Genomic DNA, 14,340 nt, shown 5'->3' with positions numbered 1-14,340 from the left:
CGGGGCGGCCGTACCGGGGGCTCCGGTCACGTCTCCGTGCGGTACATCAGGTCCGTCTCGTACGTCACGAACCCGAGCCGTTCGTACACCGACACCGCCGCCTCGTTGTCCGCGTCGACGTACAGCATCGCCGTGGGCAGCCCCCGTCCCGCCAGGTGCCGCAGGCCGACCGTCGTCAGCGCCTTGCCCAACCCGCCCCCCTGGAAGCCGGGGTGGACACCGACGACGTACACCTCGCCGAGGCGTTCCTCCGCGTGCACCTTCGTCCAGTGGAAGCCGACGAGCTCCCCCGCACGCTCCGCCAGGAAGAACCCCGCCGGGTCGAACCACGGCTCGGCCTTGCGGTCGTCGAGGTCCCGCTGGGTGAGGGACCCCTGCTCGGGATGGTGGGCGAAGGCCGCCGCGTTGACCGCGAGCCAGGCCGAGTCGTCGGCGCCGGGCACGAAGGTCCGTACCGTCACACCCTCCGGCAGCACCGGCTCCGCGAGGTCCAGGCCGCCCAACGGCATCCGCATCTGGCGCAGTTCCCGGAACAGCGTCAGGCCGAGGACCTGCGCCAGATGCCGGGCCGCCGAGTGACCGCCGTGCGCCCACACCCGCAGCCGCTTGCCCGACGCGGCGAGCAACGCCGAGCCCAGCGCCCGGCCGTGGCCGTGGCCCCGGTGCGACGGGTGGACGACCAGTTCCGCCGCCGGTGCCTCCACCGGGTCCGTGTCCTCCAGCTGGGCGTAGCCGACGAGTTCGCCGCCGGCCAGCAGGAGCAGATGGGACACGCCCTCGCGGGAGCCGCCCCGCAGCTGCAACCGGCCTTGTTCGGACACCGCCTGGCGCCCGTCGACGCGGGCGGCGTCCGTGAGCAGCCCGAGCACGGCCCCGGTCTGTTCCGGGGAGAGCGCGGAATGGGTCTCGATCGAGCGGGAGGGGCCGGGGCGTGCGGAGTCGTCGCTGGTCATGCCTACGAGGGTAAGGGGAGGCGCGGCGAGGCGGCGGCAGAGAAGCAACCAGGATGTAACCCGGAAACCTCTGTCGCGCTACGCGCGTTGACCCTAGGCTGCGCCGGGACGGGGCCCACTTCCACACCAGAACCTCAGGGGGGCGTATGCCAGCCACATCCCAGTCGCACCCGGCGGAAGCCGTGCGCCGCAGACGTCGTACGTACCGGCTCGTCGCCGCGGCCGCCGGTCTCGCCACCGTCGGCGCGCTGGCCGCCGCGCTGCCGAGCGCGGCGAGCGCGGGCGAGAGCAAGGGCAGGCCGGGCGGTCACGCGCCGGGCCGCTACCAGGACGTACAACTGCTGTCCTTCAACGACCTGCACGGCAACCTGGAGCCGCCGTCCGGTTCCTCCGGCCGGGTCACCGAACTCCAGGCCGACGGCACCACGAAGACGATCGACGCGGGCGGTGTCGAGTACCTCGCCACGCACCTGCGCGAGGCCCGCAAGGGCAACGGGTACTCCATCACCGCGGCCGGCGGCGACATGGTCGGCGCCTCCCCGCTGATCTCGGGCCTGTTCCACGACGAGCCCACCATCGAGGCGCTCAACAAGCTCGACCTGGACGTCACCTCCGTCGGCAACCACGAGTTCGACGAGGGCGCCGAGGAACTGGCCCGCCTGCAGAACGGCGGCTGCCACCCCACCGCCGGCTGCTACACGGACAAGAAGTTCGAGGGCGCCGACTTCCCCTACCTCGCGGCCAACGTGCTGGACGAGAAGACCGGCAAGCCGATCCTCAAGCCGTACTGGGTGTGGAAGAAGAAGGACGTCAAGGTCGGCTTCATCGGCGTGACGCTGGAGGACACCCCGGGTGTCGTCTCCGCGGAGGGCGTCAAGGGCCTGAAGTTCAAGGACGAGGTCGAGACGATCAACAAGTACGCCAAGGTGCTGCGCAAGCAGGGCGTGAAGTCGATCGTGGCGCTCGTCCACGAGGGCGGTCTCCCGGCCTCCACCTCGTACAACTACGACTGTGACGCGCCGGGCGCGGGCGACGGTGTCTCCGGCCCGATCGTCGACATCGCCAAGAACGTCACCCCGCAGGTGGACGCGCTGGTCACCGGTCACACCCACGCGGCGTACGTGTGCACGATCCCCGACCCGGCGGGCAAGCCCCGCATGGTCACCTCGGCCGCGTCCTTCGGCCGCCTCTACACGGACACCACGCTGACGTACGACCGCTGGACGGGTGACATCGCCCGTACGGCCGTACAGTCGGCGAACCACGTGGTCACCCGGACCGTCCCCAAGGCGGCGGACATGACCGAGCTGATCGCCAAGTGGAACACCCTCGCGGCGCCCATCGGCAACCGCCCGATCGGCTTCATCTCCGCCGACGTGCCCAACTCCGGGACCGAGTCCCCGATGGGCGACCTGATCGCGGACGCGCAGCTCTGGTACGGCAGGGAACTGGACGCCCAGACCGACCTCGCGCTGATGAACCCGGGCGGTGTCCGGGCCGGCCTCACCTACGCGGCCAAGGGCACCGAGGGCGACGGCGTGGTGACCTACGCCGAGGGCTTCACCGTGCAGCCGTTCTCCAACACCGTGAACCTCCAGGACTTCACGGGCACCCAGCTCATCCAGGTGCTCAAGGAGCAGGTGAGCGGCACGAACGCGAGCGCGCCGAAGATCCTCCAGCCGTCCGCCAACCTGGCGTACACGCTGGACCTGACGAAGGCCGGCGCGGACCGGGTCGTCACGGACTCCATCCGGCTGAACGGGGCGGCCGTCGACCCGGCGGCCACCTACCGCGTCGCGACGAACAGCTTCCTCGCGGGCGGCGGCGACGGCTTCACCACGCTGGGCCAGGGCACCAACGACCTCGTCGGCACCGACGACCTGACGGCTCTGGAGCGGTACCTGACGGCCAACTCCTCGGCCACGAACCCGATCGCGCCGCCGGTGGCGAACCGGATCACGTTCGTGCAGTAGACGTGGAGTGAGTCGCCCGCCTCGGCGGAGGCGGCGAGTGGGGGGCGTACGCACAGGCGTACGCCCCCTTCGCGTGCCACCGGACCTCGACGCGTAGGTCCGGCGTGCCGGACGACACCCTCACGCCTGCGCCGCCGACCGGTTTCCCCGGGACCGGTACGGCAGCGCGGGCGGCGGGGTTCAGGAAGTCGTCGGTGTCCAGTCGCCCAGCCAGTCGGCGACCTCCTGACCCGTGGCCTGGGCGTCCGTCAGCTGGGGACGGTCGGCGCTCGCCGCGCCCGCGCCCGCGCCGGTGTTCCGGTACTCGGCGAAGCGGTCCTCCTTCCAGGAGAAGCCGCCCATGTCGGTCCAGGGGGTGGTCCGGATCGCGGCGCTGAGGGTGGTGTCGCGGACCGTGGCCTGCGGGTCGAGGGTGGCGTCGCCGCCGGCGTGCCAGGGGCGGCCGAGGTAGAAGGTGCGGTCGGAGACGCTGCCGTTCACCGTGGAGTTGGCGATCAGGATGCCCTTGCGGTTGGCGGCCGTCGAGGGGGCGGTGATGTAGCCGGCCGAGGTGCCGTTCCAGCGCTTCTTGAGGGTGATGACCGACGCGTCGATCACCGCGGTGGCCCGGCCGAAGATGAAGTCGACGTTGCCGACGATGTAGGAGTTCTTCATGTAGACCCGGCCGAGTCTGTCCTTGGCGGCCGTGTCCAGCAGCAGCGTGTCCTGGTCGCCCTCGACGATGATCGAGTCCAGGAAGACCTTGTCGGAGGCGGTGCGCAGGGCGACGGCCTGCTGGCCGGGGAGGGACTGGTTGGCGGCCTCGTCGAAGTCGTTGGAGATGGTCAGGTTGCGGGCCTGGAAGTTGTCCGCCTCGACGGCCACCGTGGCGCTGCCCCCGGTGCCGTAGGTGCCGGAACCGTCCGGCTTCGGCGTCCCGGACGCGTTGTTGTAGACGATCACCGTGTCCTTACGGCTGCCGCCGGTGCCCTGGATGGTGACGTGCGGCTTGTTGGAGGGGACCTTGACGAGTTCGCGGTACGTGCCCGGCTTCACGGAGATGACGACCCGCGAGGCGTTGCCGGCCGGTACGGCGTTCACCGCGGCCTGCACGGTCGAGTACTGACCGCTGCCGTCCTTGGCCACGGTGAGCGTGGTCGCCGCGGCGGCCTTCGTGACGGCCGTCGTGCCGATCGAGCCGCGCGGCCCCACACCGGACTTGAGCAGCGCGGGTACGTCCGCGGTCCTGTCGAGCGTGTAGGCGTAGTACGTCTTCGCGTCGAAGGCCGTGCCACCGCTCTCGTTGCGCCCGGTCGTGGCGACGAACGTGTTGCCCCTCTGCACGATGCTCGCCGTGCTGTCCTTGATGACCGGGTTGTTCATGCCCTGGAAGTAGGAGTTCTCCAGGAGCATCTTCGTCGCGCCCCGCGAGTAGTTGCCGTAGGAGGACTTGACCGTGGTCCCGGCCACGTCCTCCAGGAAGTTGTTGTAGAGGTGCGCGTGGGCCGCGTTGTCGGTGGACGGGTTGCGCTGCTCGGTCTCGCGGATCCAGTTGTGGTGGATCGTGATGTCGGTGACGACGTTCTCGGTCCAGCCGATGCCGAACGCCTTGTTGTCGTCGCTCAGCTTGTTCCAGGACACGGTCACGTAGGTGCTGTCCTTGCGGACGTCGATCAGCCCGTCGGCCATGTTCCGCAGGTCGTTGTGGTCGATCCACACGTGATGGGCGCCGTCCATCTGGATCGCGTCGAAGTCGTGGTCCTTGTCGTTCCAGACACCCTGGTACGCGTCCCGGATCGTCAGGTTCCGGATGATCACGTTGTGCACGCCGGAGCCGAGGAAGAACCCGCCGCCGACGATGTGCCCGGAGGTCCCGGACCCGACGATGGTCTTGTCCGACGCGACCTTGATCTCCTTGCCGACCGGATCCATGGTGATGGTGGCGGCCACGACGATGACGTACGGCTCGGCGGCGGTCGCGTACTTCTCCAGCTCCGCGAGGGTCTTCACGGTGACGGTCCTGCCGTCCCGCCCGCCGTACGTCCCGTTCTGCCCCCGCGCGTCGACGGAGGCGAAGCCGTCGGCGGCGGCGGTGGCCCAGGCGGGCGCGGCGGCCGCGGCGGACGCCGTGCGCTGCGCGTCCGCGCCGAAGACCCCGGCGTCCGTGCCGTAGGCCAGGGTGCACGCGGCGGTCAGGGCGAGGGGGACGCCGGCCACCAGGACCGTTCTGCGCCTGCGGTGGCGGGGCTCGGCTGTGGTCGTGCCGCGGTGCTCGCTCATCGGGCGAACCTTTCCGTGGGGGGCTGGCCGGGTAGGGGTGGTCGCCGGGCAGGGAAAGGTTGCCGGGTGCGGCGCACCGGGCGGACGGGGCGGCGGAGCGGTGCCGCCGAAACGCGTTTCGCGTCGTGGGGCGGGCGCCTTACTGTGGCGCGGTGACGACGCAACTGATCATTGTCAACGGTGGTTCCAGCTCGGGGAAGTCCGGGATCGTGCGGTGCCTCCAATCCCTGCTGCCGGACCCCTGGCTGGCGTTCGGGGTCGACTCGTTCGTGGACGCGCTGCCCGCGCGGATGCGGGCGTCGGACCAGGGGATCACGTTCGCCGCGGACGGCGAGGTGCGCGTCGGGGCGGACTTCATGGCGCTCCAGGCGGCCTGGACGGAGGGCGTCGTGGCGACGGCCCGCGCGGGCGCCGGAGTCATCGTCGACGACGTCTTCCTCGGCGGAGCGGCGTCCCAGGACCGGTGGCGGAAGGCCGTCGGCGGGCTGACCGTGCTGTGGGCCGGCGTCCGGTGCGACAGCGCGGTCGCCGCGGGCCGCGAGATCGCCCGGGGAGACCGCGCCCGGGGAATGGCCGCGTCGCAGGCCCAGATCGTGCACGCGGGAGTCACCTACGACGTGGAGGTGGACACGACCCGCACCGAGTCCCTGGCGTGCGCACGAACCATCGCGGCCCACGTCCGCTGACCGCCGCACGCCGGCGGGGCTCTGGCTGAGCGACGCCGCGGGGTCAGAGCAGGGCTGACGCCGTCTCCGGCGGCGGTGTCGGCGCCCCCGGCAGCCGTACCGTCGCCACCGTGCCGCCGCCCTCCGCGCGGGCCAGGCTCACCTCGCCGCCGGCCTGCCGGACCGTGCGGGCGACGATGGACAGGCCGAGGCCCGAGCCGGGCAGCGCGCGTGCCGAGGGGGAGCGCCAGAAGCGGTCGAAGACGTGCGGGAGTTCGTCCGCGGGGATGCCGGGGCCGTGGTCGCGGACGGTCAGGACGCCCCGATCCAGCCGCACCTCGACCGTGCCGCCCTCGGGACTGAACTTCACCGCGTTGTCCAGGATGTTCACCACCGCCCGCTCCAGCGCGGCCGGCTCCGCCCGGACGTACCAGGGCTCGAGGTCGGCGGTGATGGTCAGTTCCGGGCCGCGCAGACGCGCCCGGCGCAGCGCCGACTCCACCGCGTCCTCCAGCGACACCACCTGCACGCGCTCACCGCGCTGGCCCTCCGAGCGGGACAGCTCCTGCAAGTCGCCTATCAGGGAAGCCAGTTCCGTCATCTGCGCCTTCACCGAGGCCAGGAGTGCCTTGCGGTCGGCGGCGGGCAGGGGACGGCCGGTCTCCTCGCTGCGGGTGAGGAGTTCGATGTTGGTGCGCAACGAGGTCAGCGGGGTGCGGAGTTCGTGGCCGGCGTCCGCGATCAGCTGCTGTTGCAGCTCGTGGGAGCCGGCCAGGGAGGAGGCCATCGAGTTGAAGGAGCGGGAGAGGCGGGCCACCTCGTCGTCACTGTCGTCCTCGACCGGGATGCGGATGCTCAGATCCTCGGTCCGGGCCACGTGCTCGACGGCCTCGGTGAGCTTGTCGACGGGGCGCAGACCCGCACGGGCCACCGCGAGCCCGGCGGCCCCGGCACCGACGACTCCGATGCCGGAGACGAGGAGCAGGATGAGGGCCAGTTCGTTGAGGGTGGACCGGGTGCCTTTCAACGGGGTCGCGAGGAGCACGGCGACTCCCTGGGAGTCGGACCGGTCGACGCCCAGGTACAGGGTCAGCACGCGTACGGCGTCGCCGTCCTCGTCGGTGCCGTCCCGGAAGAAGCCCTCATTGACCTTCGCGTTCCTGATCACGACCCTGTCGGCCTCGGTGACCTTCACCGTGCCCGGGGACTCCGGGTCGACGCACGGGGCGCCCTCCTCCTTGATCGCCTGGACGTACTCGTTCCGGCCGGGGAACACCTCGATGTCCGCCGGCGGTGTCCGGGTGCACTTGCGCACGAGCGACTCGACCGTGCCGGGCTGCCGCGCCATGTTCTTGAGATCGGCGTCGACCTGGTCGTACAGCTTCCCCTGCACGATGAACCAGCAGGTCACCGACACCGCCGCCACCGCGAACGCCACCGCCGCCGCGACCAGCAGCGCGAGGCGCGACCGGATCGGCAGGGACCGGAACCGGCGGACGGCCTTCCTCACTCCGAGCCACCCTGCCGCAGCACATACCCCACACCCCGCACCGTGTGCACGAGCCGCGGCTCGCCCCCGGCCTCGGTCTTGCGGCGCAGGTACATCACGTACACGTCGAGCGAGTTGGAGGACGGCTCGAAGTCGAAGCCCCAGACCGCCTTCAGGATCTGCTCACGCGTGAGGACCTGGCGCGGGTGCGCCATGAACATCTCCAGGAGCGTGAACTCCGTACGGGTCAGCTCCACCGGGCGTCCGCCCCGCGTGACCTCACGTGTCGCGAGGTCCATGCGCAGGTCGGCGAAGACGAGGGCCTCGTCGTCCGCGCCGGTGTCCGCTCCGGCCGCCGCCGCGTACGAGCTGCGGCGCAGCAGCGCGCGGACGCGGGCGAACAGCTCGTCCAGCTCGAAGGGCTTGACCAGGTAGTCGTCCGCCCCGGCGTCCAGACCCGTCACCCGGTCCCCGACCGTGTCGCGGGCCGTGAGCATGAGGATCGGTGTCGTGTCACCGGCCCCGCGGACGCGCCGCGCTGTGGTCAGGCCGTCCATGCGGGGCATCTGGATGTCCAGGACCAGCAGGTCGGGCCGGTACGCGGTGGCCTTCTCCAGGGCGTCCGCGCCGTCGACCGCGACCTGCGTGTCGTAGCCCTCGAAGGCGAGGCTGCGCTGGAGTGCTTCGCGCACCGCCGGCTCGTCGTCGACGATCAGGATGCGCTGGGGGTCACGGTCGCCTTCGGCGGGGCTCATGGGCTTCGGGTCCTCGGTCCTCGGGTGCGGTGGGACGGCAGGGGTCGGAGAGGGGGCTGACGCTTTCAGCCTCGCATGACTCCCCGCCGCCGCTGAAGGAACAGTCGGGTGGGATCAGCCGCGTACGGTACGGCGGCGGGAGCGGGCGGCGGCCGTCGCGCGGCGGCCCGCGCCGTGGGACAGCGCCACCTCCGGCGCCCGCGGCTCCGGGGCGTGCAGTGCGGACGCCACCTCGACGGCCAGGGCGAAGCCGGCCGGGTCGGTACCGGCCACCGTGCGCGAGACCTGCTTGATCATGACGTGCTCCCTGTGGGTGCGGCGGGCCGGTGGTGGGTCAGCTGTCCGAGCCGCCGGCCCGCAGCGTGGCCAGGTCGGACTTGACGGTGTTGACCGGGATGGCGAAGCCGAGGCCGACGCTGCCGGCGTCGGACGAGGACGATCCGGAAGCGGCCGAGTACATCGCGGAGTTGATGCCGATGATGTTGCCGTTCATGTCGATCAGCGCGCCGCCGGAGTTGCCGGGGTTGAGCGAGGCGTCCGTCTGGAGTGCCTTGTACGTGGTGGTGGACGAGCCGGTGTCGCCGTTGAACTGCCGGCCGCCGAACTCGAACGGCCACTGGCCGCTGCCGCCGCTCTGGCCCTGGCTCTCCTCCGTGGAGACGGTGACGTCCCGGTCGAGGGCGGAGACGATGCCGCTGGTCACGGTGCCGGTCAGGCCCTCGGGGGAGCCGATCGCCACGACCTCGTCACCGACCTGCACACCGGAGGAGTCGCCGAGGGTGGCCGTCGCCAGACCGGAGGCGTCCTCCAGCTTGATCAGCGCCAGGTCCTTGGCGGCGTCGGTGCCGACGACCTTCGCGGTGTACGTCCTGCCGTCGCTGGTGCTCACCTTGATCGAGGTGGCGTCGGCGATGACGTGGTTGTTGGTGATGATCTCGCCGTCGCCGGTGATGATCACGCCGGAACCGGTGGACTCCCCGGCGTTCGAGGTGGCGTTGATCTCGACGATGCTCGGGCTGACCGCCTTGGCCACCCCGGCGACCGTGCCCTTGTCGGCGGACGGCACCACGTTGGTGCTGGTGCTGCTGGAGGTGACCGTGTCGTTGCCGCTCAGCTCCTGGATGCCGTACGCGGTCCCGCCGCCGATCGCCGCGGCGACGATCGCCACGGCGGCGAGCAGCGCGAGGGGGCCACGGGTCCGCTTCCTGGAGGCGGGAGCGGCGGCGTGCGCGGGCGCGGACCCGGCCGGGGCGGCACCGAGGAGAGCCGTACCGCCGCCACCGTTGCCGCCACTACCGGCATGGCCGCCGTCGGTGGCGCTCCGGCCCGGCCACCCGGCCGTGCCCGGCGCGGTGCTGTCCGGCCCGGTGCTGCCCGGCTCGACGGCGGCCGACTGTGCCGGCGCGTGCGCCTGGGCCGGCGCGTGGGCCGGCGGGGGCGGCCACTCGGGGTTCACGGGCGAGGAGGCGTGCTGCTGGTCACCCTGGTACGGGTTCTCGTACTCGCCGCTGCGGCGGAAGCTCTCGGTCATGACACGTAGCCTGTCCGCCGACCATGAGAGCTCCCTGAGCGCTTCCTGAGAAGCCCGGCAGAACCTCGTTCGCCCGAAATAAAGACGCGTCTCGTGGCTTACGGGGCGCTCTCGAGAACCCTGGGAGAAGCGTCCCGGCGGAGCCGCACCCAGTGGTGCGCTACACGCAGCCGCAGGACCTACGTACCACCAGCCGTGACGGGAACTGCTTCAGCCGCTCCGGCCGGGACCCCGCCACCCGCAGCCCGTCGTCGAGGACGAGGTCCACGGCGGCCCGCGCCATCGCGGAGCGGTCCGAGGCGACCGTGGTCAGCGGCGGGTCGGTCAGCGCCGCCTCCTTGATGTCGTCGAAGCCGGCCACCGCCAGCTCGCCGGGCACGTCGATGCGCAGTTCGCGCGCCGCGCGCAGCACGCCGATGGCCTGGTCGTCGGTGGAGCAGAAGACCGCGGGCGGCCGCCGGGGCCCGGAGAGGATGTCGAGCGCGATGCGATAGGCGTCGTAGCGGTTGTACGGCGCCTCGAACAGCCGGCCCTCCGGGGAGACACCGGCCTCCTGGAGCGCGCGCCGCCAGCCCTCGACGTGGTCGGAGACGGGGTCGCCGACGGCGGGGGTCTCCGCGGTGCCGCCCACGCAGGCGACGTACTCGTAGCCGTGCTCCAGCAGGTGGCGGACGGCGAGCTGGGCGCCGCCCAGGTCGTCGGTGACGACGGCGACGTCGTCGATGGCCTCCGGACGCTCGTGCAGCAGCACCACCCGGGCGTCCCAGGCGTCGATCTCGGCGGCGGCGTTGTCGTTCAGCGCGTGGCTGACGAGGATGAGCCCCGAGACACGCATGCCCAGGAAGGCGCGCAGGTAGTGGACCTCGCGCTCGCCGACGTAGTCGGAGTTGCCGACGAGCACCATCTTCCCGCGCTCGGACGCGGCCTGCTCGACCGCGTGCGCCATCTCCCCGAAGAAGGGCTGGCGCGCGTCCGGCACGATCAGGCCTATGAGGTCGGTGCGCCGCGACGCCATCGCCTGGGCGACCCGGTCGGGGCGGTAGCTCAGTTCCTTGATCGCGGCGAGGACACGCTCGCGCGTGGCCGGGGCGACCGGCCGGGGTCCGTTGTTGATGACATAGCTGACGACGGCGGTGGACGTCCCTGCCAGCCGCGCCACATCATCCCTGGTTACCTTGGCCACGCGCGGAGTCTACGCGGATGGACCCGCTCTGGGCAGGGCGCGAAGACGCCTCCCCCGGCGCGGGCGTGAGGGAGGGCCGCCCTGCCCATACCGGCTACGCCTCCGCCGCGATCTCGGCGGCGTCCAGAGCGGCCGTCTCGTCCGCATCCTCCGGCTTTGCCGCGGCGGCCTTGGCCTTCGCGTCGTCCGAGGCCCGGTCGCCCTTCTCCGGAGTAACGAATCGATAACCGACATTGCGGACGGTCCCGATCAGCGACTCGTGCTCGGGCCCGAGCTTGGCGCGCAGCCGGCGTACGTGCACGTCGACCGTCCGGGTGCCGCCGAAGTAGTCGTAGCCCCAGACCTCCTGGAGGAGCTGCGCGCGGGTGAAGACGCGGCCGGGGTGCTGGGCGAGGTACTTCAGGAGCTCGAACTCCTTGAAGGTGAGGTCGAGCACCCGGCCCTTGAGCTTGGCGGAGTAGGTCGCCTCGTCGACCGACAGGTCGCCGTTGCGGATCTCCATGGGCGAGTCGTCGTTGACGATCTGCTGGCGGCCCATGGCCAGGCGCAGGCGCGCCTCGACCTCCGCCGGTCCGGCGGTGTCCAGCAGGACGTCGTCGATGCCCCAGTCGGCGGTGACGGCCGCGAGGCCGCCCTCGGTCACGACGAGGATGAGCGGACAACCGGGTCCGGTGGACCGCAGCAGCTGGCACAGGCTGCGGACCTGCGGCAGGTCACGGCGCCCGTCGATCAGGATGACGTCGGCACCCGGGGTGTCGACGAGGGCGGGGCCCTCCGCCGGAGCCACGCGCACGTTGTGCAGCAGCAGGCCGAGAGCGGGAAGCACCTCCGTCGACGGCTGGAGGGCGTTGGTCAGGAGCAGCAGAGAACTCATACGTCTGGTTCCTCCTCGGTCCCTGCGAGGACGTGAGCGGTGCGGCACTGCTCTGCGATCCCGGGGCCCCGTACACCTGCGGTTTCCCGCTTCGTATACAACGCTTCCGAAAGCACAAAAGGACCCGGGGGCTACGCTGCCCGAGTCCTCTGCCCAGGAGAATAGCCCACATGAGCACTGGTTCGGCAGGTCATGTGGCGCGTTCCACCGATCGTCCGCACTCTGAGACGAGCAGACGTACCCCTTTGCGGACGTTTCTGCACACCGCCGATGGTGTGACGATCGATTCCGTATACGACCCGGGGGCCGCCGTATACGACGCCTCGGCGTCATCTCCCGGCGATGTGGTGTTCGTCGTCGCCCACGGTTTCACGGGCGACGTGGACCGCCCGCACGTCCGCCGGATCGCGGCCGCCTTCGCCCGGTACGGGGCCGTGGTCACGTTCTCCTTCCGAGGCCACGGGGCGTCCGGCGGGCGCTCCACGGTCGGTGACCGGGAGGTGCTGGACCTCGCGGCCGCGGTCGGCTGGGCCCGTTCGTTCGGGCACGCGCGCGTGGTCACCGTCGGCTTCTCCATGGGCGGTTCGGTGGCCCTGCGGCACGCGGCGCTGCACGGCGCGAACCCGCCTGCGGAGGAGCGGGTGCACGCGGGGCGCACGGATGCGGCGACGGACGCGGTGGTGTCGGTGAGCGCCCCCGCCCGGTGGTACTACCGGGGCACGGCTCCCATGCGCCGGCTCCACTGGCTGGTGACCCGCCCCGCCGGCCGCGTGGTGGGCCGCTACGGGTTCCGCACCCGTATCCACCACCGGGACTGGGACCCGGTACCGCTGTCCCCCGTGGAGGCGGTGCCCCGGATCGCCCCGACCCCCCTGCTGATCGTGCACGGCGACGCCGACGGCTACTTCCCCGTCGATCACCCCCGGATGCTGGCCGACGCCGCCGACGGCCACGGCGAACTGTGGCTGGAGCCCGGCATGGGCCACGCGGAGCACGCCGCCACCGACGGACTGCTGGCCCGGATCGGGGACTGGGCTGTCGGTCGGGCGGGCTAGCCTGACCGGGTACACCGCCGATTGATTGAGGAACCGGAATGGCAGAGGTCACGGTGCGCTACTGGGCCGCCGCGAAGGCCGCGGCCGGCGTCGCCGAGGAGCCGTGCGACGCGGCCACACTCGCCGAGGCGCTCGACGCGGCGCGCGAGCGACACCCCGGCGAACTCGTCCGCGTCCTGCGGCGATGCTCGTTCCTCGTCGACGGTGACCCCGTGGGCACCCGCGCACATGAGACGGTACGGCTGGCCGACGGCGGCACGGTCGAGGTGCTCCCGCCGTTCGCAGGAGGGTGACGATGACCGACCAGCCGTACGAGGGCGCTCCCTACCAGGGATACGAGGGGTACGAGGGGTACCACCCGTACCAGCAGGCGCCGCAGCAGCAGGCGCCCCAGCCGCCGGCGCAGGGGGACCCGCCCGCCCAGCACCCGCACGCTCCGGCGTACGGGTGGCACGGGCAGCAGGCCCACGAGGACCCGCAGGCGGCCCAGCAGTACACGCAGCAGTGGCAGGGGCAGACCTGGGAGACGCAGGTGCACCAGCACCAGCACCCGGTCCCGGCGGCCGAGACGGCCTACCTGCCGCAGCAGGGGCCCGCCGAGCCGGTGCACCCCTCCTACCCGGCACAGCAGCCGCAGGCCCCCGCGGCGCAGGCACAGGGACCGGCACCGGCGGCCGGGGAACCGGGGCCGGGTCCCGGCTACGGACCCGCCACCGTCGTCGGCAACGCCCGCGTCACCGACGCGCAGCGCGCCCGGCTGGAGGGGCGTTCGCCGATCATCGAACCCGGGATGCAGCCCGCCGTGCTCACGGCGCTGCTCGGCCTGCTCCTGTCCGGGACGGCGGCGCTCGGCTCGTACGCCCTGCTCGTGCCCCTCGTCGTCCTCCAGGCCGTCACGGCGGCCGGCTGGTTCCGGCTGAACGGCATGTGGCCCGCCCGGCAGGGCATCGCGCTGGCGTTCCTCGGGGCGCTGGCGGCGGACGGCGTGCTGCTGGCGGCCGGCCGGGAGAACGGGCCCGCGGCGATCCTCGGCACGCTGGGCGTGTGGGTGCTGCTGTCCCTCGTCCTCCAGCTCCGCTCGCACGCCGGCGCGGACGAGCGGATGTACGGCCTGATGGCGGGTGTCGCCTCGGCGGCCCTGGCCATCGTCGCCGCCGGGCACCTCGCGGCCGAGCCGGACGCGGTCACGGTGGGCGCCGCCGCGGTGGCCGTCGCCGTCCTCGCCCGCGCGCTGCCCCTGCCGACGCCGGTCTCCGTGCTGGTCTCGCTGCTCGCGGCGGCGGGCGCGGGCATCGCGGTCGGCGGGATGGCCGGCCTGGGTGCGAAGGGCGCGCTGCTGGGCGCGGGCGCGGCGGTGTGCGCGCTGATCGGCCACCGGGTGGCGAGCTACGACTACCCGTCCCGGTTCGTCCACTTCACGGCGGGCGTGGCCCTGCCGCTGGCCGCGGCGGCACCGGCGGTCTACGTGCTGGGGCGGGCGCTGGTCTAGGTCCCGGTGTCACCTTTCGGTCGTCACCCGGAGGGACCGGTGCCGGGTGCCTCCCCTGTCACAGGTGATCGACAATCATCCGAAGCGGGCCCACCGCGGGGTTACTCTCGCGCT

General features: G+C 72.2%; 13 protein-coding genes. 5 read left to right on the top strand and 8 right to left on the bottom strand.

Going from position 1 to position 14,340, the window contains the following annotated elements; all coding sequences use genetic code 11:
* Nucleotides 1-26: 26 nt before the first annotated feature.
* Nucleotides 27-953, bottom strand: a complete 927-nt coding sequence (gene mshD, locus QQS16_RS20365) for a mycothiol synthase (protein ID WP_286063266.1) — start codon at nucleotides 951-953, stop codon at nucleotides 27-29.
* Between the two features lie 146 nt (nucleotides 954-1,099).
* On the opposite strand from mshD, the gene QQS16_RS20360 reads away from it, so the two are divergent.
* Complete coding sequence (locus QQS16_RS20360) at nucleotides 1,100-2,926, top strand: bifunctional metallophosphatase/5'-nucleotidase (RefSeq protein ID WP_286063265.1); 1,827 nt, start codon at nucleotides 1,100-1,102, stop codon at nucleotides 2,924-2,926.
* A gap of 180 nt (nucleotides 2,927-3,106) precedes the next feature.
* Here the strand turns inward: QQS16_RS20360 and QQS16_RS20355 are convergent, their stop codons facing one another.
* Complete coding sequence (locus QQS16_RS20355; protein ID WP_286063264.1) at nucleotides 3,107-5,185, bottom strand: pectinesterase family protein; 2,079 nt, start codon at nucleotides 5,183-5,185, stop codon at nucleotides 3,107-3,109.
* A gap of 152 nt (nucleotides 5,186-5,337) precedes the next feature.
* On the opposite strand from QQS16_RS20355, the gene cpt reads away from it, so the two are divergent.
* The gene (gene cpt / locus QQS16_RS20350; protein WP_286063263.1) at nucleotides 5,338-5,871 is read left to right on the top strand and encodes a chloramphenicol phosphotransferase CPT; all 534 of its coding nucleotides are present in this window, start codon (nucleotides 5,338-5,340) and stop codon (nucleotides 5,869-5,871) included.
* 43 nt (nucleotides 5,872-5,914) lie between these two features.
* Here the strand turns inward: cpt and QQS16_RS20345 are convergent, their stop codons facing one another.
* From QQS16_RS20345 to QQS16_RS20320, 6 genes are all read right to left on the bottom strand, one after another.
* Nucleotides 5,915-7,360 carry a HAMP domain-containing sensor histidine kinase gene (locus QQS16_RS20345; protein ID WP_286063262.1) on the bottom strand — a complete coding sequence of 482 codons (1,446 nt, stop codon included), beginning with the start codon at nucleotides 7,358-7,360 and terminating at the stop codon, nucleotides 5,915-5,917.
* Nucleotides 7,357-8,094 (bottom strand): response regulator transcription factor, encoded by a 738-nt coding sequence (locus QQS16_RS20340; RefSeq protein WP_286063261.1) that lies wholly within the window; start codon nucleotides 8,092-8,094, stop codon nucleotides 7,357-7,359. The genes QQS16_RS20345 and QQS16_RS20340 overlap by 4 nt, the downstream gene beginning before the upstream one ends.
* Before the next feature lie 114 nt (nucleotides 8,095-8,208).
* A complete protein-coding gene (locus QQS16_RS20335) occupies nucleotides 8,209-8,391 on the bottom strand; it encodes a hypothetical protein (protein ID WP_286063260.1) in 183 nt (60 codons plus the stop codon).
* Nucleotides 8,392-8,428: 37 nt separating this feature from the next.
* Nucleotides 8,429-9,625, bottom strand: coding sequence for a S1C family serine protease (locus QQS16_RS20330; protein ID WP_286063259.1), 1,197 nt, complete (start codon nucleotides 9,623-9,625; stop codon nucleotides 8,429-8,431).
* 160 nt (nucleotides 9,626-9,785) lie between these two features.
* Nucleotides 9,786-10,808 carry a LacI family DNA-binding transcriptional regulator gene (locus QQS16_RS20325; RefSeq protein ID WP_286063258.1) on the bottom strand — a complete coding sequence of 341 codons (1,023 nt, stop codon included), beginning with the start codon at nucleotides 10,806-10,808 and terminating at the stop codon, nucleotides 9,786-9,788.
* A gap of 94 nt (nucleotides 10,809-10,902) precedes the next feature.
* A complete protein-coding gene (locus tag QQS16_RS20320; RefSeq protein WP_286063257.1) occupies nucleotides 10,903-11,682 on the bottom strand; it encodes a response regulator transcription factor in 780 nt (259 codons plus the stop codon).
* Nucleotides 11,683-11,852: 170 nt separating this feature from the next.
* On the opposite strand from QQS16_RS20320, the gene QQS16_RS20315 reads away from it, so the two are divergent.
* From QQS16_RS20315 to QQS16_RS20305, 3 genes are read left to right on the top strand one after another with little or no spacing between them, the layout of a single operon-like run.
* Nucleotides 11,853-12,737 carry an alpha/beta hydrolase gene (locus QQS16_RS20315; RefSeq protein WP_286063256.1) on the top strand — a complete coding sequence of 295 codons (885 nt, stop codon included), beginning with the start codon at nucleotides 11,853-11,855 and terminating at the stop codon, nucleotides 12,735-12,737.
* A gap of 38 nt (nucleotides 12,738-12,775) precedes the next feature.
* Entirely contained in the window at nucleotides 12,776-13,030 is a 255-nt protein-coding gene (locus tag QQS16_RS20310) for a MoaD/ThiS family protein (protein WP_286063255.1), read from the top strand.
* 2 nt (nucleotides 13,031-13,032) lie between these two features.
* Entirely contained in the window at nucleotides 13,033-14,226 is a 1,194-nt protein-coding gene (locus QQS16_RS20305) for a hypothetical protein (protein WP_286063254.1), read from the top strand.
* Nucleotides 14,227-14,340 lie beyond the last annotated feature (114 nt).

It is taken from the genome of Streptomyces sp. ALI-76-A, assembly GCF_030287445.1.
Classification (GTDB): domain Bacteria; phylum Actinomycetota; class Actinomycetes; order Streptomycetales; family Streptomycetaceae; genus Streptomyces.
This window is presented reverse-complemented; position numbering and strand designations above follow the sequence as displayed.

Coding starts and splice junctions, on each gene's coding strand:
- mshD (WP_286063266.1), bottom strand. CDS start 953: ATGACCAGCGACGACTCCGCACGCCCCGGCCCCTCCCGCTCGATCGAG.
- QQS16_RS20360 (WP_286063265.1), top strand. CDS start 1,100: ATGCCAGCCACATCCCAGTCGCACCCGGCGGAAGCCGTGCGCCGCAGA.
- QQS16_RS20355 (WP_286063264.1), bottom strand. CDS start 5,185: ATGAGCGAGCACCGCGGCACGACCACAGCCGAGCCCCGCCACCGCAGG.
- QQS16_RS20340 (WP_286063261.1), bottom strand. CDS start 8,094: ATGAGCCCCGCCGAAGGCGACCGTGACCCCCAGCGCATCCTGATCGTC.
- QQS16_RS20335 (WP_286063260.1), bottom strand. CDS start 8,391: ATGATCAAGCAGGTCTCGCGCACGGTGGCCGGTACCGACCCGGCCGGC.
- QQS16_RS20330 (WP_286063259.1), bottom strand. CDS start 9,625: ATGACCGAGAGCTTCCGCCGCAGCGGCGAGTACGAGAACCCGTACCAG.
- QQS16_RS20320 (WP_286063257.1), bottom strand. CDS start 11,682: ATGAGTTCTCTGCTGCTCCTGACCAACGCCCTCCAGCCGTCGACGGAG.
- QQS16_RS20315 (WP_286063256.1), top strand. CDS start 11,853: ATGAGCACTGGTTCGGCAGGTCATGTGGCGCGTTCCACCGATCGTCCG.
- QQS16_RS20310 (WP_286063255.1), top strand. CDS start 12,776: ATGGCAGAGGTCACGGTGCGCTACTGGGCCGCCGCGAAGGCCGCGGCC.
- QQS16_RS20305 (WP_286063254.1), top strand. CDS start 13,033: ATGACCGACCAGCCGTACGAGGGCGCTCCCTACCAGGGATACGAGGGG.